General features: G+C 54.7%; 14 protein-coding genes and 1 pseudogene. 12 read left to right on the top strand and 3 right to left on the bottom strand.

The annotated features are described in order from the left end of the window. The first annotated feature begins 128 nt into the window (after positions 1-128). The 11 genes from XarbCFBP7408_RS20540 to XarbCFBP7408_RS20585 all read left to right on the top strand — a co-directional run bounded on the left by XarbCFBP7408_RS20540 (position 129) and on the right by XarbCFBP7408_RS20585 (position 12857). A complete protein-coding gene (locus tag XarbCFBP7408_RS20540) occupies positions 129-776 on the top strand; it encodes a DUF1629 domain-containing protein (RefSeq protein WP_258072259.1) in 648 nt (215 codons plus the stop codon). A gap of 46 nt (positions 777-822) precedes the next feature. Continuing rightward, positions 823-1074, top strand: coding sequence for an AHH domain-containing protein (locus XarbCFBP7408_RS22535; RefSeq protein WP_146093802.1), 252 nt, complete (start codon positions 823-825; stop codon positions 1072-1074). A gap of 59 nt (positions 1075-1133) precedes the next feature. Next, positions 1134-4571, top strand: a complete 3438-nt coding sequence (locus XarbCFBP7408_RS20550) for a peptidoglycan-binding protein (protein WP_258072260.1) — start codon at positions 1134-1136, stop codon at positions 4569-4571. A 235-nt stretch (positions 4572-4806) separates the two neighbouring features. Then, on the top strand, positions 4807-6105 hold the full coding sequence (locus XarbCFBP7408_RS20555; protein WP_104564515.1) for an HlyD family secretion protein: 1299 nt from the start codon (positions 4807-4809) through the stop codon (positions 6103-6105). Then, the gene (locus tag XarbCFBP7408_RS20560) at positions 6102-8318 is read left to right on the top strand and encodes a peptidase domain-containing ABC transporter (protein WP_104564516.1); all 2217 of its coding nucleotides are present in this window, start codon (positions 6102-6104) and stop codon (positions 8316-8318) included. Before XarbCFBP7408_RS20555 ends, XarbCFBP7408_RS20560 begins: the two co-directional genes overlap by 4 nt. 102 nt (positions 8319-8420) lie before the next feature. Next, complete coding sequence (locus XarbCFBP7408_RS22870; RefSeq protein ID WP_181123318.1) at positions 8421-9233, top strand: pesticin C-terminus-like muramidase; 813 nt, start codon at positions 8421-8423, stop codon at positions 9231-9233. A 27-nt stretch (positions 9234-9260) separates the two neighbouring features. Further along, entirely contained in the window at positions 9261-9755 is a 495-nt protein-coding gene (locus XarbCFBP7408_RS22540) for a hypothetical protein (protein ID WP_146093803.1), read from the top strand. Between the two features lie 357 nt (positions 9756-10112). Then, entirely contained in the window at positions 10113-10883 is a 771-nt protein-coding gene (locus tag XarbCFBP7408_RS20575) for a hypothetical protein (protein WP_235857321.1), read from the top strand. A gap of 66 nt (positions 10884-10949) precedes the next feature. Beyond that, complete coding sequence (locus XarbCFBP7408_RS22545) at positions 10950-11588, top strand: hypothetical protein (protein WP_181123319.1); 639 nt, start codon at positions 10950-10952, stop codon at positions 11586-11588. Between the two features lie 43 nt (positions 11589-11631). After that, positions 11632-12156, top strand: coding sequence for a hypothetical protein (locus tag XarbCFBP7408_RS20580; RefSeq protein WP_104564517.1), 525 nt, complete (start codon positions 11632-11634; stop codon positions 12154-12156). Positions 12157-12272: 116 nt separating this feature from the next. After that, a complete protein-coding gene (locus XarbCFBP7408_RS20585; RefSeq protein WP_258072262.1) occupies positions 12273-12857 on the top strand; it encodes a hypothetical protein in 585 nt (194 codons plus the stop codon). 100 nt (positions 12858-12957) lie between these two features. On the opposite strand, the gene XarbCFBP7408_RS20590 is transcribed toward XarbCFBP7408_RS20585, so the two are convergent. From XarbCFBP7408_RS20590 to XarbCFBP7408_RS20600, 3 genes are all read right to left on the bottom strand, one after another. Continuing rightward, positions 12958-14235: an ABC transporter permease gene (locus XarbCFBP7408_RS20590; RefSeq protein ID WP_104564518.1), complete on the bottom strand. Its 1278-nt coding sequence runs from the start codon at positions 14233-14235 to the stop codon at positions 12958-12960. A 62-nt stretch (positions 14236-14297) separates the two neighbouring features. Next, the gene (locus XarbCFBP7408_RS20595) at positions 14298-14729 is read right to left on the bottom strand and encodes a toxin-activating lysine-acyltransferase (RefSeq protein ID WP_104564519.1); all 432 of its coding nucleotides are present in this window, start codon (positions 14727-14729) and stop codon (positions 14298-14300) included. Next, complete coding sequence (locus tag XarbCFBP7408_RS20600; protein WP_104564520.1) at positions 14719-16533, bottom strand: protein adenylyltransferase SelO family protein; 1815 nt, start codon at positions 16531-16533, stop codon at positions 14719-14721. The genes XarbCFBP7408_RS20595 and XarbCFBP7408_RS20600 overlap by 11 nt, the downstream gene beginning before the upstream one ends. Before the next feature lie 490 nt (positions 16534-17023). Between XarbCFBP7408_RS20600 and XarbCFBP7408_RS20605 the strand changes: the two are divergent. After that, positions 17024-17479: pseudogene (locus XarbCFBP7408_RS20605) on the top strand (MobA/MobL family protein); the annotation flags it as partial. Positions 17480-17570 lie beyond the last annotated feature (91 nt).

Genomic DNA, 17570 nt, shown 5'->3' on the forward strand with positions numbered 1-17570 from the left:
CCAAAGCGCACTAGGGATCTCGTTGCGACGTGTCATGCCGGCAATGTTGTCGCCGACTCAACAGAATTCAAGGGTTTTGTTAGCCGCTCTTAGTAGAACTCATCATGACTCAGATGGAAGACAGTCCAATGCTTGCCAACCAGAAGCCTGAAAAGGGACAGTTCTATGTGTTGCGGCCCGACATCCGGGGAGGCGGCCCAGGGCACAACGTTGAAATTGAAAACATCGATGTGTTGCTGACGCCTCCTTCGCGCATCCTTCGTCCTGCAGAAGGCGGAATTCCGCCCTTGCGAGAAACTCCTCGCTTGGTCCATGGCGCAGGCAAGAATAAGCCGCCCCGTGATCTTGAGGGTGGCTTTAGCGGCTATTGGCTCGTCTCCCAGCGACTGAAGGAAGTCCTGGAGTCTGTTGACCCAGGTGCCTTTGAGTTCGCGATTTGCGACTACGTTTTGCCAGATGGCAGCAAAGGGCCGACGCACTATCTATGTGACGTCATTCGGCAGTTGGCTGCGCTAGACAAGTCGCGTTCCAAATACAAAGTCACCTTGGCACATGACCACGAGACGGGCAAGGATGTGGAAATGCTAAGCGTAACCGGTGGAGCCGAACTCGCTTTTCTGCCAGAGATTGTTGGGTCAGCCCACATCTTTCGAATGAGTGAGAGGCCCTCGATTGTGGTGTGCGATGCGTTCTTGAAGAACGAAACCCGAAAAGCAGGTATCGGTGTCAAGCCGAGTTCTGACGGGCTTTTGTTCACCGACGCCGCGACCTATTGATCGCTTAGTTCATTTTTATCGTGCAATAGCCGGAGCGTAATGGACTATGGCCAAGAACGATAAGCCCGTTTTTCAGGGTCACCATCTCATCGAGCAAGTCGCTTTTAAAGAAAGCGATTTGCTACAAGAGCTTTCGAAGAATTCGCTCTTTGATCTCCACGGAGATCGAAATATGCTTAACCTTCCAGCGGACAAAGCTTTGGCTTTGAAGCTGGATGTGTCGCCTCACAATGGCGGCCCATTGGGGGCGTATTCGATTGGTTTGAACGATGCCTTGCAAGAGCTAGGGAAGCTCTGAACAACTCCTCGATAGACTTCTGATCGACGCCTGAGGTTGGAGCCATCACGCGTAAGTGATTGATTTTCAGCAACGGAGATTGTCGTGATCAAGCGAAATCCCAAATTCGCTCGCAACGCCAAGAGTTGTTCAGAGGTTCCCTAGAAGACAGTCCAGATGGTCAGGCTTACTTGAGAAAAGGAGATCTGCAAGCAGGTCAGCACTTGGCAGCAGAAACTGACCGGCTGTGTGCCACGCTGAAAGTAGGCATGGTCAATGGCCATCTGCTGACCAACACCCCTGACGGGATGACATCCGAGGCGGCAAATAAGCACAACGAAAAGTTCTTCAGTGATATTCAGAGCTACCAGCAAAAGCACGCTCTCCAGATCAGTGAGTTCGACAAGCTAACAGGAGCCGAGGCTCGTTGGCCTGCGGTCCTAAAGTCCGAATCAAATCTCGTCGCAAGCCTTCAAGCAGTCGATCAGCCTGGCTTTAAAGCGGTAAAAGGTAATGCAGCTCTTGGTTTGCAGGGGCTTGGCGACTCCATCGAGCAGACTCAAACCAAAGGGGGTCTTCCTTTGTCTGAGTCTGGCACCAAGGCGGTCGAGCAGGCTTTTCCTCGCTCAATGCGTGGCGCGGTCTCTCCAGAGCTGTTGTATAGGAATTTGTCTGCTGGGCAGGCACTTCGCGTAACGGGCTTGCTGGCATCGGCGACCGATGCGATTGGGACCAGTCAGCGGGTGAGCACGTTGCTCGCGCAGGACAACCTGCTGGGTGCAAAGCACGAGTTGCGCAACTACGCCGCTAACAACGCAAGTGCTTGGGCCGGTGCTTGGGCAGGAGCGGAGATTGGCGCAGTGGGTGGCCCAGTTGGCGTCGCCGTTGGTGGGGCTGTGGGCGGCGTTGCTGGTTACGTCGTGTCTGACAAGATAATGGCGACCCTGGATGAGCGTGAGATCACGCATCAAGTGGACTCCCTGGGCAGGCAGTGGAGCTTCAACGGGCGGCAATGGGTGCAGCCGATGGCTGCTGATCTTCGTGCCGATGGAATTGACCATCCGCAGCAGACAACGTTTTCGGCAGACTTCGATACCCGACGTGAGTTGGACTACCGAGCCGCCAATACGTCTGTCGAACTGGCGATGAGCCGGATGCCGCCGCCGCGTAGCCCATACAACCTGGAAGCCAGCAGCACTGATCTTCCAAGCTTGTTGCCAGCGAACTGGACGCGTGACGCCGATACTGGTCAGTGGCAGCGCACCCGCGTTACCGACATTGATCCAAATGGCGGCAACACCACTCAGGCCGAAGTTGCGCCGCCTGCGCGTGCTGCGCAACTTGACGCGCAAGCAGCTGAGGTCGTGGAAAGCAATATCGTGCAGGGGCCAGCGGGCCTTGCCGCTCGGTATCAGGTCGCGCACCGCCTGGATGGCTGGGACACGATCGCTGGTATTCAATCGCCGTCAGCCGTCACTGCCGCGCTCAATCCGGATAACTTGCAGGCATCCAACAGCAAGCAATATCAATTTGCTGATGGTGTTTGGCGCCATAACGGCGAGGTGGCAACCGGCCCGATCGCTGCGGAACTGTCGGCGACCCGCATTGCCATGCAGCCACATCTGGAACAACACGAACAAACGATGGCAGCGCTCCCCGAGTGGCAGCGCCCGACCCAGGATCAGCTAGACCTATCGAGCCTGGCGACAACCTATGCAGGTTATGGCCTCAATCCGAATGCTGAGTCCCTTGCTGCCATCCAGTTCGCCATCAACACCACGCGTGCAAACTCGGGCCTGGATGCGTCGAACTCTTCTTTGACGCTCGATCCCGATGCACAGGGCGCGCGTCAGCTCGACAGCCCCATTGCCCATCTGCAACGCGGTAGTGACGGCGTCATCCGCGTAGCAGCGGTCACCAGTAGTGAAGACATCCAAAACGCACGGGAGCAGGTGCAAGCTTACGCCCAGGCGTCTCCCGTGCCTGAGCTTGGCCAACGACAGATCGAACATCGTTCGCCTCAGGAGCGCGATGCCTACGAACAAGCGTTGCGGGAGGCCAATCGGCAGGGCGTTTCCACGCAAGAAGCGCAGCAGGTCGCAGGCTTCGCAGCAACGACCGTCACCGCTCCGCGTGTGGATGAAACCCAAGCGCCTCAGGCAGCCATTAATGCGCAGCGGGATCGAGACGTTGCACGCACACCCGACGCGCCTGCCGTTGCGGAGACGGTAACGCCTGCTCCGGTCGTGATGCCTGCATCCGTCAGCGCGTCGCCGCCCGAAGACGTGCGCCCGGTCGCCAAGCCTGCCGAACCGAAGCCCGAACCTGTCGCGCAACGCGAACCCCAAGAAACCCGAACACCTGAGGTTGCCGCACCCCCGACAGCCGGCGCAGTCCAGCCTAAGGCGGAGGCATGGGTTCCAACGGGGGCGAGCGCGTCTGCGCCGAGTGCCGGGCCCGCATCATCCGCTTCGACCTCTGCCGATCAAGCGCCTACTAAGGCCACTGTGCCGACGCAGCCGCCGGCATCAAGTGAGGTGGAAGGGCTGCGCCTCGGCGACCGAGGGCAGGAGGTCGAGTTCTTGCAGTATCGCTTGCAGCAAGTGGATGCCCGTGGTCCAAACGGTCAGGCCGTGCCGCAAGACGGGCACTATGGTCCGGAGACCGAACATGCCGTGAGGCAGTTCCAGCAAGACCGAGGTTTACCGGCAACAGGCGTTGCCGGCCAAGACCTGGATGCGGCGTTGTCCCAGGCACAACACGCGCGCCGAGAGTCCTTGAAACCGACAGGGCCGACATCGGCGAATGCGGCGGTGGAGCAGGGCAGTGAGCAGCAAGCCCGAGTAGGCACGCCACAGAACGATGCGCCATCGGCTGTTCCATTGCAGGCAGAGCAGCAAGAGGCGATGCAGGCCTCGTCGCCGGCAATTCCAACGCAAAGCGAAGTGCCGGCGCAGATCGTCTTGCCGGAGCGCCAACCCGCTGCCTATGCGTCGTCACCAGGTTTTGGTGGGACAACTGCCCGCTCTAACGCACACGAACACGATGAGGATCGGGTCGAGCAAGCGAGGCCCTTCCAAGACGTAACTCAGCAGGCGTTTCCGTCTGATCATCGAGATTACGCGTTGTTCTCTGCCATCCAGGCGCAGCTCCCCAGGGGCACATCCGATGAGAAGACGGCCGAGGTATTGCATGCCGTCAAAGAGTCAGGAATCGAACGCGCGGATGAACTCCGCAAAGTGATCATCCAAGATGATGTCGCCTTTGTCTTTGGCAAAACGCCGGGCTTTCACTCGGAAACCTCGCTCAACACGCCATCGCCCGGCATCAATGAGACCTTGCAAAAGACAGAGGCAATGGATCAGCAACGGGTGCAGGAGATGGTGCAATTCCAGCGCGAGCGCGAAGAAATCGACAAGAACCCAACAGGCCCCGTCATGACGCTTGCTGCCCACTCTCAGCAGCAGGTGATGTCTGGCGGCGATGGGGGAAGTGGTGGTGATGGGGGCGGTGGCTGACGCATTGAGCGTAGGATTCATGCTTTGACCTAGCAATGTGTGGCTGCGCTTTGCGCAACGCACCTTCGCTTGACGCAAGCCTTGGTTGCTGAAAAAGCAATAGCGTGGGGCTTGCGAACTTAGGTTTGGCGCCGATGCCAACGCCAGATCAACAAAATGCAAATGTAATTTTAATGTCTGCGCGGGTAGCCTCAGCCCACACAAGTTGTGCAGTAGATCCCGAAGTGTAGGTGCTATGGATAGCGAGTCAGGTCAGACGGATGACGCAGAACAACCGCTCTTTCGCAAGCGAAAGGGGCCGGAGACAACGTCCACACTCGGCGACCTAAAAGATGCGTTTCCTTCGTCCATCCGGATCTGGATTGGCTTTGGCTGTGCGCTTTTCCTCTTGCTGGCCACGTTTGTTCTGACCGCGTCTTACTCCAAGCGGGAGCACGTGTCTGGCCAGATCATCTCGACCCATGGGCGAGTGGATATCCGCAGTGGAACGCCTGGCCTCATCCTGTCGACGACATTGAAGCCCAATGCCTTGGTCAAGAAGGGCCAAGTGCTTGCGGAGCTGTCAGCCGACATCACCGACGAAGCGGGTCGCTCTTTGTCCGATGAGACGATCAAGCGTGCGCTCACCCGATCAGAAGAGCTGACCAAGGAGCAATTGCAGACGCATGACTTTTCTGGCCAGCGTGAGCGGGAACTGACGCGTCAAGTCGAAGAAACGACCGGCGCGATGCAGGAAGTCGCTCGCAAGATCTCAATCTTGGAAAAGAAATACGCCAAGAACAAAGAACTCTTGAAGACCATTGAGCCGCTTCTTGCTGAGAAGTATGTGTCCAAATACACCTACCTTACCTACGAAAATGCTCTCTTGGATGCAGAAGCGGAGATCCAGGATGCCCGCGCGCAGCAGTCCACACTTCGTAATCAGCGTGCCGCATTGCTGGGTGAAATCACCGAGATAAAGACAACCGCGAGCAGACAAGCGAGTGAGATCGAGCGTGAGAAGTCCACGATCGAAGATCAAGTGGCCAGAGCCAAGTCCGACCGGCTGCAAACCATCACTTCACCCTTGAGCGGCACCGTTGCAGCAATCTATGCATCCCAAGGTCAGCGCATTGGCACCGACTCGATCATCGCGTCCATCACCCCAAGCGAGTCGGTGTTCGAAGCTGAAATTCTTATTCCTTCCAGGGCCATCGGACATGCGAATGTCGGCACCGAGGTGCTGCTCAACATCGCCGCATTCCCGAAAGCAAAATATGGCGCCATCCAGGGGCGCATCGCATCGCTGTCAACGCAAACGAGTCCCATCGGTGAGTTGGAGCGCCGCTATGGTCGCCAGTCGCCCACTGAGCCGGTTTACACCGCCAAAGTCGCCTTGCCTTCCCAGACCATTGGAGTTGCCCAAGAAGCGAAGTCCTTCCTGCCGGGGATGGAAGTGGACGCGGAACTGATCTTGGAGGGCCGCAAGATCTGGGAGTGGATGTTTGACCCCTTCCAAACCATGGGATCGCGCTTGACGGGTGAAAAGCGATGAAGGACGTCTTGACACCATCCGCCGATGGCGATGCCGAGCCGGATCGCTCTGCTGAACCAAGCCTGGTGTTCTCCTCGAAGCGCCGTGTGCCGCATATCCGTCAGACGGAGTCGAGTGAGTGCGGCCTGGCCTGCATTGCGATGCTGCTCTCCTACTACGGCCATGAAACGAGCCTTGGGGAGCTTCGCAACCGCTTTACGGTGTCAACTAGTGGGGCAACGCTCGCCTCACTGATTGAAATCGCTGACGCCAACGGACTCACGACGCGTCCGCTTCGCTTGGAGCTTTACGAACTGCCCAAGCTGTCGTTGCCTTGCATGGTCCACCTGCACCACGGGCACTTTGTCGTTCTGACGGCTGTGCGGGGCGGGCACGTGCACATCAGCGATCCTGCAACCGGCGTCAAAAAAATCAAGCTCGATGAGTTCGATGAGCTCTTTAGCGGCATTGCGTTGGAGGCGCATCCAGGCCCGGCCTTCAAGAAGATCAAGAGTGTGCCGTCGGTATCGCTTCGCGATCTGGCAGGCTCGCTTCGGTCCCTGGTGCCCGCGTTCTGGGGTGTGGGCATCTTGGCGCTCTTCTTGGAAGGCTGTGCGCTGATTGCGCCGCAATATCTGAGACTGACCATGGATCAGGTGCTCAGCGTCAAGGACGATGGTCTGGTCACCACATTGGCTATCGGCTTTTCGATCGTGCTCCTGGTCCAGCTCGTCTTGACCGTTGCCAGGAAGTGGACCTTGCTGTGGATCTCTTCGACCACTGGCTTACGGTGGAGCAGCAACTTGTTCCGTCACCTCGTGTCGCTACCCCAGTCGTATTTCGTAAAGCGGCACACCGGGGATATCTCAAGCCGCTTCCAGTCGATCTACTCCATCCAGCAGTCACTCACGACGAAGATGATGGAAGCGGTCATCGATGGGGTGATGTCTTTCCTCATGTTGTTGCTCTTGATGAGCTACGACGCGCCGCTTGCCTTCGCCTTGTTGGCTTTCACCATTGCCTATGTGGGTTCGCGCTACGCCTACTACGCCAAACTGAAAGAAGCCAACCTTGATCAGATCAACATTGATGCACGCCGGCAAAGCTTGCTCTACGAAACGGTCCGAAGCATCCAGCCCATCAAGCTGTTCAACAAGTCAGCGCTCTGGACGTCGCGCTTCACGAACTACAGCGCGAAAGCGACCAATGCAACCATCGGGGCCGAGCGTATCCGCATTGGGTTCGATTCTGTCCAGCTTCTCATCCAAGGCCTGTGCCGCATTTTCGTGATCTGGGAGGGCACACGGCTGGTGCTCAGTGGCGATATGACGATCGGGGTGCTGACGGTCTTTTTGATCTACGCGACCCAGTTCAGCCAACGCAGCATCAATCTGGCCGACTACCTGATGCAGCTCCGGCTGCTTCGCTTACACACCGAGCGCATTTCAGACATCACGCACAGCGAGCCTGAGTCGTTTCTGCATGGTAACGGCGCACTGGAAGACGCTGCGCCCGCCATTGCCATCGCCAACGGCTATTTCCGCTACTCGTCTACGGACAAGTGGATCATGAGCGCCTTGCAGCTCAGGGCCCCGGCAGGCCAAGTGATTGCAATTGTCGGGAACTCAGGCGTTGGTAAGACCACACTCATCCGCGTTCTGGCGGGGCTTGAAGATCTTCAAGTTGGGGACTTCTTAGTCAATGGAGAAGATCTGCGCAAAGTCGGCAAGTCGAGCTACCGGAGCAAGGTCAGCATCGTCATGCAGGGAGACAATCTGTTGTCCGGGACGTTGTCGGAAAACATCTCCATGTTTGATGAGCACATTGATCAAGAGCGTCTTGTGCAGGCTGCTAAATTGGCATGCATCCACGACGATATCCAGCGCATGCCAATGGGCTTCAACACCAGAGTGGGCGACTTGGGAAATACGCTGTCAGGTGGCCAAAAACAACGGATCTTCTTGGCCAGAGCGTTTTACAGGCGCACCAAGCTGTTGTTGATGGATGAGCCAACGACTGGGGTTGATGAGCAGATGGGCATACAGCTGATGAAGAACATCAAGAGCATCGGCGCGACCACAGTCATCGTAACGCACGACAAGAACATCTCTCGGATGTGCGATATGCACTACCTCTTCGTTAACGGGAACCTGAGGCCCCTGATCAAAGAGCAGTCAAGCAGCTTTGAACAGGACAATGCAGTGGAAACAGCCGGAAAATCCAGCCAAGGATAAGGAGTAATACTTGTAAAAGTAATTCAGAGAGAGAAGCCTTATTGCGAATCAAATAGTAGAAATGATTGGATCACAATTAAACGCATGGGATGGAGCGCTGCAATGAGAGAGCTAACAATCGAAGAGCTATTCCTAGTGGCAGGTGCAGCAGCCGCTGCGGACGTCGATCCAAGCGAGCCGCCCACTGAGTTGCCCCCCGTGGTCGTTAATCCACCTCCATCAGAACCACCAACATTGCCGCCAGCACCGCCAGTTGAGCAACCCCCACCGCCGCCACAAGGTGGAGGAGGGGGCAACGATGGTGATGTCTTTGTCCCGCTGACTGCTGAAAACAGAATTGACAACGCATTCATTGATAGCGTCGAGGGCGGGCAACAGCTAGATGCATACGTCCCGACCAATAACGGCGTGGTCATAGATCAGAGCGGAGTGACTGTGGCAACCGGAGTCGATTTGGGTGGCCAAACTGCCGAAAGCCTTGCCGCGCTAGGTGTGGATCAGGCGCTTGTGACTACGTTGACGCCCTACCTTCATCTAACAGGCCAAGATGCGCTGAATGCCGTTCAAAACAACCCTCTCCACATCACCGAGGCGCAGGCAGATGCGTTGGATAACGCAGTTCGATCAAACATCTTAAATACGGTTGTTAATAGCTATAACAATTCTTCAGATTATGCAGACTTTTATCAGCTGCCTGGTGGCGTCCAGACCGCCATCGCAAGTGTTGCTTACCAATACGGCCCTGGCCTTGCCACGGCAACCCCCAATTTCTGGACCCAAGTAACAACGGGACATTGGCAAGATGCTGTTACCAATCTGAACGATTTCGGTGATGCGTATGATACAAGGCGAGACAGAGAGGCCGCGCTTATTCAACAAGATATTACAAACGGCAGCGTGCCGGGTGGCGGTTAAATGTTGACTTATAACGTGAGGTCTGAGATGAAAGCTAACAAAAGAATTGCATCAATTACAATAATGATCCTTTCATTGTGGGGGAGCGTTTTGGCCACGGCTGCGCCTGCCAAGATTAATTCTGCGGTCCTATCGGCTTACTTTGGTCAGTCAGCGGGTGACTATATTATTCCTGGAAAACCATTGGTGCAGCAGTTTGGGGAGGCTCTGAGCGGTCCACCCAACAAAGACGTTGAGGTGGGGAATGGGTTGACCTTGGTATCCGGTTGCCGCTACAAGAGCTGCATTGAGAAAGGTGCGGTTGCGATCAAGAGTGATAATACGGTCGAAGCTGCTGGGCTCATTCACTTTAACTGTAAAGCCGACACCAAAAAGTCGGGGGCTTCTTGCTCAAAAAATCCTACTTTCACCTTATTTGTGCCCAGGAATAAAAAGAGCCTTGACGCAGAGATATCTGTTCTGAGATGGGCGCATGAATATGCGCCAGATGCTACCTTTGAAACGGTCACGTTGCAGAAATGAGGTTTGCATGCCAAGAGTAAGAGGCCAACAAAGGTAAATTTGTCTTCAAGCGCTTCGAGTCTGCCTAGCTCTAAGGAACCTCTGAACAACTCTTGGCGTTGCGAGCGAACTTGGGATTTCGCTTGATCACGACAATCTCCGTTGCTGAAAATCAATCACTTACGCGTGATGGCTCCAACCTCAGGCGTCGATCAGAAGTCTATCGAGGAGTTGTTCAGAGCTTCCCTAACTCTATGTGAGCCAGGATTGCAATGGACTGTTATTTATGGGCTGCACGGAAAATAAAAAAATGATGTTTAGGAAGAAAAGAAAGCGAAACAGCAATTTATCAATAGAAATATTGCAGGGAGTGCTGTAATGAGAGAACTGACAAACGAAGAGTTATTCCTAGTAGCAGGTGCGGCAGCCGCTGCGGATGTCGATCCGAGCGAGCCGCCGACTGAGCTACCGCCAGTGGTAGTTAACCCGCCTCCAAGTCCACCTCCGACTATTCCCCCTTCACCACCAGTTGAACAGCCAGGGCCTATCAGTCCTCCAGGCGGGGGTGGCACTCCTCTTCCAACAGCGCCGGAATACGATCTCAACTTCACGCGTGCGTTGACAGCGGAAGAGTCGGCCGCTCTGGTTAAGTTTGACGATGCAATCTACTTTGTTAAAGACTCCATCAGCTCGCTTCCTGATAATGCTTATATGCAAATGAGCGATGGTTCAACCGTGCAGATGTCTGAAATCAAGAGTCTGATGCTCAATGCAGACTATAAGGTAAATGAAGCGGGCACTAGCTATAGTAATGGGTTTGCGACTGGGCAGTCCGACTATAACAACGGCGACCCACAGATATCAATAAACATTGACACCATCAAGGGGTATTCCGATCTAATGGGAGGGGCGAATTTCTTGGTGATGCATGAGCTAGCACATAACGCAGCAGCTGCTCGAACCCTTTACCAAAACCTCTATCAAGATGGTTTTACCAATGCTGAGTTTAATCAAAGTGAGAAATTTGCCAATGATATTGTGAGGGGCGTTGCAAATTATCTCAGCATAGGCGTGCTTGGCCCCAGTGATACAAAGGTTGTTGGTGGATATAGTGAGGTAACTCCGACTATCATTGTTCCAACCCCTTGATTTTACATTCGCGTTAAAAAGGTGCTTTCGATGTCCATAGTTAGGGTTGCCTTAAATTCGATTTGCGTGCTTACGCTCGCCGGCCTAACGGTCGGGCAGGCCCGCTCAAATGACCAGCGAGAGAGTGCTGCTAGGGCTCTATGTTCAGAAAAGTCTCAGCTTAAAGACAATTTCTATGTGGAGGGCGGGAGTGCGAATTTGGTAGTCCCCCTAGCCAAGGTAAGCAAGGTTGACAATGTTCGAGTTCATGCAATCAAAGGCGCGTGCGCTCAATTTGTTAACTATTATTCTGGTGATACCTACTACCTGTCCACTGACCTAAAAATTCAGGCGAAGCCAGGGATCATTGGTGATATAGATCCTCGTCCCGAGAAGATTAATAAGAATAATTCTCTTGCAGCTAAAGATGGTGCGCTGTCAAAAGGCGTGTTGGTCGATTCAATTCTTGTATCACCATCACATGATCACTCAGACGACAAATACGTGGGAGCCTGGGTCACTAATGGTAAAACGCGCCTCATGACATATTCAAAAAGTAAAACAGGATTTCTGAAAAAGGGAGAGGCAATTGCCGAGATCGATGGTCAAGTAGTTTCACTGGCTCAAATCGGTGCGCTGCACAGGGTTGACCAAGGGACTCTTTATGCTTTGGTCAAAGGTGACTCTTCCTTGTTGTCGGTTGCTTTAGATATTTATAGCCTTTAGATCAGGTTGAAATTGAATTGCGTGCTTATTTGAGAGGCCAGTAATGTTGGGCGTGCACAAAGGTCTTGCGGTTACGTTGCTGATGGCTGTCTTCTGCACAAGCGCCGTTGCGGAAGATGGAGTTTCAGGGCTCGCCATGGATGAAGTAATTGGTAAAATCTATGATCCCAATAAGCCGGTAAATTATGAGACCTTTCGCGAAATTGGACTCCGTGATTTACATCAGGTGAGTTCAAGTCGAGCGTTGAATATTGCTTTTCGCTCAAATGCATTCAAGACGCGGGATCAGTATGGGATCTCTTTTATTGAGTTCAGGGTCCCGCCTGAGCTCGATAAAGGAGTGAATTTTATGTATATGGAGCTAGCTCCCGGGCGCTGTTATGAAGTGTCTAAGATCAAGCAAAAATTTGCGCTCACTCCATATGTCTTGCCCCCAAATCCCCATGAGCCAATCGCCAACGTTAGTAAGGATGTCTTCTATAAAACCAGTCTTGGTGAAACGTCGGTGTATGTAAAGGCGAGTTTGAAGGGCGAGTGCTTGCTTGGTCTCACGAGAAGTCGAAACTGATGAGGTCCGCTGGTGCTAGCCAATTAGGCATCTAATTGGTTAGCGCTAATCTGGGCCGACACCTGGGAAGGCTTCAAGACAACACTTGAAGCGTTTTAAATGCAATGAGGGCTGGAGTGAAACTTTATAAGAGTAGTGTATGGTCCTCAGCTATCGTGGCCTTTTCTATTTTAGTATCGGCCACATTCTGTGCTGACGCCTATGGTTCAGAAAAAGTGCTTGACGAACTGGTGTCGCTATTCAGTAGCGGTGTTATTGTTGAAGAGTCTCAGGTCAACAAATTAATTAGAGCCGGCAAGGCCGAGATTGTCAGAGACGAGCCCCTTTGTCGTCACTATCGAGTTTCAGTGAATGATCAGAAGTCCCAGGTAGCAGCGTTGAGCTTCGGCGTTCATCGCAGTGATGAAAGTTCTCAGGCTTGGACAGTAGCTGCCCTAGCTGTAATTTCTACTGACAAAAAAGCCCGAGGCTGTGAAAGATATAGTGATATCGTTAAAAAATATGCTTTTGTGGAAGGCATGCGTGAGCCTCGGGCCGTGATAAAAAATGCAGCTTGGACCCAACCAGCGACATTGACGAAAGGGCCGTATAAAATCTATGTCTCGACGACGGACGTGACCTCGCCTTGTGCTTCTGGGCTGACGGTTTCGACGGGGCTGACTGATGGTTCGGATGTTGTCACTCAAACGTCAAGCAAATAGTGTTCATTTTTGCACCGGCCTGTGCATAACGACTGAGCTCACGCATTACATGTTCTCGCAAACAGCTCAAGGTCATTGCAAGGCAACAGCGTGATGGCACTTACGGCTCTGGTCGCTCCTTCAAGTTATTCCGAATGATGAGCAAGTAGACGAGGAGGGCGGGCACGCACGTCAGGCAGATGCCAATGAAAAACATGCCATAGCCTTGGCTTTGTCCATGGAGCGTGGTGAGATAAGCCACTGCTAGGCCTGAGAAGCCGGCAAGCACCCTGCCGAAGATGGAGTAAAAGCTGGTTAGCCAAGCGTAGTGCTCACCGGCTCGTCCGAGCGTGACCAGCTTTGACATGTAAGCAACCAGGGCTATGCCGGTATAGCTACTGGCAAGGTTTTGAAGAATAACGCTAGCCCAAAGTAGTTCAGCAGACTGCTCGTGGGACGAAAGCGATGCAAGAACGAGGAGGGCAAGGGCTTGGAGAGCTGCGCCAACAAGGATGGTCGTGCTTAAGGACATGCGCTTCAAGCTTGTGCCTGCAGCCAAAATTCCGAGGAAGGCTGCTGGGATACCAAGCCAGATATGGAGGGATCCGACCACATTCTTTCCAATGCCAAGGGCATAGAAGAAGGGATTGATCATGGGACCCAGAAGAATGTCCGGTAGGCGATAGCAGCCGATGAAGACGACCACCGCGATCCATCCTTGGAGCGTGGAGGGTCGAAGCGACACCAACGGAGCCCCGTGCTTCTCCGCACTCGTGCGACCTGGGGTGAGGACGCTATCGGGGGCAGATCGCAGAAAGAGCGTTCCGCAGATGGGCACTAACATCAGGGGAAGCAGAAGTGCATAAGAAACTTGCCAGGACAGCCGCGCTGCGAGCAAGAACACCAGACCGTCGCTCAGCAGTAGAGCAATGCGGTAGCCAAATTGGTAGGCAGTGAGGAGCTTGGCTGGCTGCTGGTGCACTGCCTCTTGTTCGATCCGGAACGCATCGACTGAGGCATCCAGGGTCGCACCGCCAAAGGCTGCTGCGATGCAGCTCAGTGCAATCAGCGGAAGGCTGCCAGCGACAACGCTCAGGACAAGGCCTAGGAGAGAGATGGCGACCATGATCGAAGACAAGACAATCCAGCCTTGACGGTGCGACATGGTGCTTCCAACGACCGGCGCACGACGTTGGTCGAGATGGCGGGCCCATAGGAATTTGAGGGAGTAGGGAAGTGCGGTCCAAGCCAAGGCACCGATGACTGCGATCGAAAGCGACTTTTCGCTGAGCCAATAGCCTAAGGTGCTGCCGATCAGCGGATAAGGCAAACCAGAACCGAAGCCCAGGAACAAAAATCCAGTCCAGGCCTTATTCGGCCTTGACGTCACATCGTGCATAGGTTGCAACTGCCTTGTCGCTTCGGTTCGTCCATTCGTATCAAGGAAGCAACGTGTCTTCCTCAGCCATCTCTGCAAAGTGTGTGAGTCTTGGCTCCAAGCATAGCGCCCGTCTTATCTCGCACCAAGCGATGCGCTTGCTTGAAGTGAGGGCGCAAGCGGTCCCGAAGTGCCTTCGCCAGGCGTCGGTGATGCCCTGGCATAGCCACGAAATCCAGGATCCAGAGTTGATCACCTTCGTTCCAGTCGCTAATTGGCAAGAACGGCGGATCTTGCAGAACCAAATGAGTGGCGGTTTCAGGCGTCAGATAAGCCCATAAGGCGTAGCCGGTCCAGACCCCGTCTTCGTCTTCGATCGTGACGAGCTGGCCTAGGCGAATTGCAGGCCATAGCCACACATAAGCCGCTGCGATACTGAACTTCTTGCGGTCAGTCTTGAACAGGAGTTGCATTGCCAGGCCAAACGCCTGCGCATCAACGGCATTAGGTTGCATGGGCGGTGGTTGAGCTCAATGTCTGCGCTGCAACTGCAGCGTCCGGGAAGGTGAGCAGTGCGGCAGGAATTGATGCACGCCCGTTCAAGCTTAGACCTACCAGGTAGCTGGTGGGTTCGCAGTCGACACGCGCGACGGTTCTATGGCCAGAATTGGTGATGCCGAGTGTCTCATCTGCGACTTCGGCGCCGAAAAGCAGTGTTCCGCCATGCACGCGTGGTCCCTCCAGCTGGACTGTATGGGCCATACGATGCGTATCAAAGAAATACAAAGCGGTGGACACGTGATCGCTTGCGTAGCCCAAGACAAGCCAGTGTGGTGGTAAGCCTTTCCAAACACGGCGCGAGACCGCGACCTCGGTTGCGATAAAGGCCGAGACCCGCTCGGGTCCCGACGACCGATCGACAAGGATCGACCGCACCAGCTTGATCGCCCGGCGCTTGGAGACGCGATAGGAAAGGCGTGGTCGTGGTCTCAGCCAGCGGTTGGCGGCACAAAGATGGAGAGCTGCATTCGGAAGTGCGCGCAGGAGCGAGTTGATCTCCTCGCCTGTCTGAGAGCCCTGGGTTGCTTTGCCTTTGATGTGGTCAGAGAGCCAATCGTGGCGCTCGCCGTGCTTTGTGGGCTGATCGAACGCATAGTCAATGCGCTGTTGCTCGCGGTAGTAGCGCGCAATGAGCGCTTTGAAATGCAACGCCTCTGGGCTTGACTGAGGCAAGGCACAAGCTTCTGCACAGTGATGGAGAAACGCAGCTTCCATGTGATGCTCGATCTGGATAAGCAGCTGATCGATGTTGGCGATTGCCTTGTCAAAGCGGGAATACTTCTTGAAGAAATAGGCAAGCGAGGGAGGCGAGTGGCGAACATCACGCATCTCATCGCCGAAAAAGTGACGATGCCCATCAGTGCCACGCTTCCAGGTGGGAATTGCGCGGAAGCCGCCGAAATCCAGAAACTGCGCATTCGACGTGATGTTGTCGCTTGTCGGGCGTCCGGTCCAGAGGCGATGCGCGCGACTTGCGGCAATCTGCTCGGCAAGGCGGAGGTAGAGCGCAGACAAGTCAACGCCTAGGTCATTGGGATTGCGGGCATTGCGCTGCGTGTGTTCGTCGGCAAAGTGGATGGCATCTTTGACTCGCAGGCTATCTTGAAATTGATCGCTGTTTGCACTGCCTGATGTCCCGAAATACAGGCTGCGCTCGAAATGCGCCAAGCGCAGGAAAGCAGGCCTGATCAGAATGGCGCACCGCTCCGGTTCGTCGGCATCGGTGCGCGCCAGGGAGAAGCCGGCATCGATGATGGCAACGATGGGAACTGCCCCGTGGGGGAGTTCTGCGTTGAGGATCTCGCTGGCGACTGCCTCGCGAATGGCATCGTAAAGATAGAGACAGCCATGGGAGTGTGACCAATCATGGGCCTCGGAGACCAATGGCGTGGGGCCGGTTCCTTTGGCGATGAGCATACCATCGGAGCCACAGCGGCCACTCCCTCCGTGGATTGCCCCACCGCTCCCACCATAGCGATCAGCGCCCAGTGTCTGGCGTCCGAAGCTGCCGGCAACGCAGTGAGCTTCGATAGAGGTCACGGCAAAGCGCTCAAGCAAGGACGCTGAGATGCGGGCCCGAGTTGGCTTGTCGTGGATGGCCATGCCTAGGTCATGAAACCAGCGCTCATTGAGCCAGAGCACGGAAGCATCTGGCAGTTTTCCCACTGGGAAGGGCACGAGCATCGAAGTGCTCACGCTGGCGAGGTTCAACAGGTTGGGGGCGTTCTTGTCATCCATGTCCCAGTAGTCATTGGGCATTTCGCGTCCTTCTTTCTGCAGTTGTTGCGACTTCGCGTTCGATCGGCTTTGGCGATGCTACCAACCTGACGGCAGTTCGTCCTGCTGCTGCTTGGATTTCCGAAAACCACGGGACATCACGGCTGCATAGACCATTGCCTTGAAATCGGCACAGGGCAGTGCAAAATCAGATTTGTACAGACTCTATTCATTTTCTAGTATAAATATTAATCATACGTAGGGGGCGCAATTGCCGACCCAACCGTAGCGCGGAAATTCAAATAAAGAATCAAACAGCAATAGCGCACTTATGGTTTCTGCTTTGCAGAAACCGTGCGCCAACGCTGCGCGTCGGTGCGGTGGCTTTCGCCACCTCGTTGCTAGGCTTCGCTAGGCAACACAGCCCTTCAAAACCCCGAGATTCATGTCTCTTTGTTGTCGAGTTCGCTTTTCTCTCGACACGGGATGTTATGCCGCTTCTTTGTGTGCTCCACAAACAGGAGTTTCACAAATGGCGATTTATCACGCAACAATGAAGTCTTTCAGCCGAGCCAATGGCGACTCGTCGGTCGCAGCAGCAGCCTACCGAGCAGGGTTTGATCTGCTCGATACAAGCACGGGGCTTGGTCACAATTATTCCCACCGAGGCGGTGTCGATTTCCATCAGATGCTTGCCCCAAAGGGGGCGCCTTCGTGGTGCTTCGATGCGCAGTATTTTTGGAACGCGAACGAAGCGGCCGAGACGCGCAAGAATGCACGCGTTTGCCGAGAAGTCGAGGTGTCCCTTCCGCATCAACTCGATCAACACCAACGGAGAGCGCTCGCTTTAGCGCTTGGCCAATTGCTGGTCAATCGGTTCAAAGTCGCCGTATTGGTCGCTGTGCACACACCAAGCAAATATGGTGATCAGCGCAATCATCATGTGCATTTGCTGATGTCAGCGCGACAAGTCGGACCGGGAGGACTAGCAGGCTGCTGAAATACCAGCCGCGACGCGAGGCGCAACCAGCGGAATTTTCCAGTACATGTCAGAAGTGGCGAACAATTGACCATGCAGG

This window comes from Xanthomonas arboricola pv. guizotiae, assembly GCF_002940205.1.
GTDB classification, from domain to species: domain Bacteria; phylum Pseudomonadota; class Gammaproteobacteria; order Xanthomonadales; family Xanthomonadaceae; genus Xanthomonas; species Xanthomonas arboricola_C.

Excerpts from the sequence above, each read along its gene's own strand:
- XarbCFBP7408_RS20540 (WP_258072259.1), top strand. The coding sequence starts at position 129 with ATGCTTGCCAACCAGAAGCCTGAAAAGGGACAGTTCTATGTGTTGCGG.
- XarbCFBP7408_RS20600 (WP_104564520.1), bottom strand. The coding sequence starts at position 16,533 with ATGCCCAATGACTACTGGGACATGGATGACAAGAACGCCCCCAACCTG.
- XarbCFBP7408_RS20555 (WP_104564515.1), top strand. The coding sequence starts at position 4,807 with ATGGATAGCGAGTCAGGTCAGACGGATGACGCAGAACAACCGCTCTTT.
- XarbCFBP7408_RS20595 (WP_104564519.1), bottom strand. The coding sequence starts at position 14,729 with ATGCAACCTAATGCCGTTGATGCGCAGGCGTTTGGCCTGGCAATGCAA.
- XarbCFBP7408_RS22540 (WP_146093803.1), top strand. The coding sequence starts at position 9,261 with ATGAAAGCTAACAAAAGAATTGCATCAATTACAATAATGATCCTTTCA.
- XarbCFBP7408_RS20560 (WP_104564516.1), top strand. The coding sequence starts at position 6,102 with ATGAAGGACGTCTTGACACCATCCGCCGATGGCGATGCCGAGCCGGAT.
- XarbCFBP7408_RS22535 (WP_146093802.1), top strand. The coding sequence starts at position 823 with ATGGCCAAGAACGATAAGCCCGTTTTTCAGGGTCACCATCTCATCGAG.
- XarbCFBP7408_RS20575 (WP_235857321.1), top strand. The coding sequence starts at position 10,113 with ATGAGAGAACTGACAAACGAAGAGTTATTCCTAGTAGCAGGTGCGGCA.
- XarbCFBP7408_RS20590 (WP_104564518.1), bottom strand. The coding sequence starts at position 14,235 with ATGCACGATGTGACGTCAAGGCCGAATAAGGCCTGGACTGGATTTTTG.
- XarbCFBP7408_RS20580 (WP_104564517.1), top strand. The coding sequence starts at position 11,632 with ATGTTGGGCGTGCACAAAGGTCTTGCGGTTACGTTGCTGATGGCTGTC.
- XarbCFBP7408_RS22870 (WP_181123318.1), top strand. The coding sequence starts at position 8,421 with ATGAGAGAGCTAACAATCGAAGAGCTATTCCTAGTGGCAGGTGCAGCA.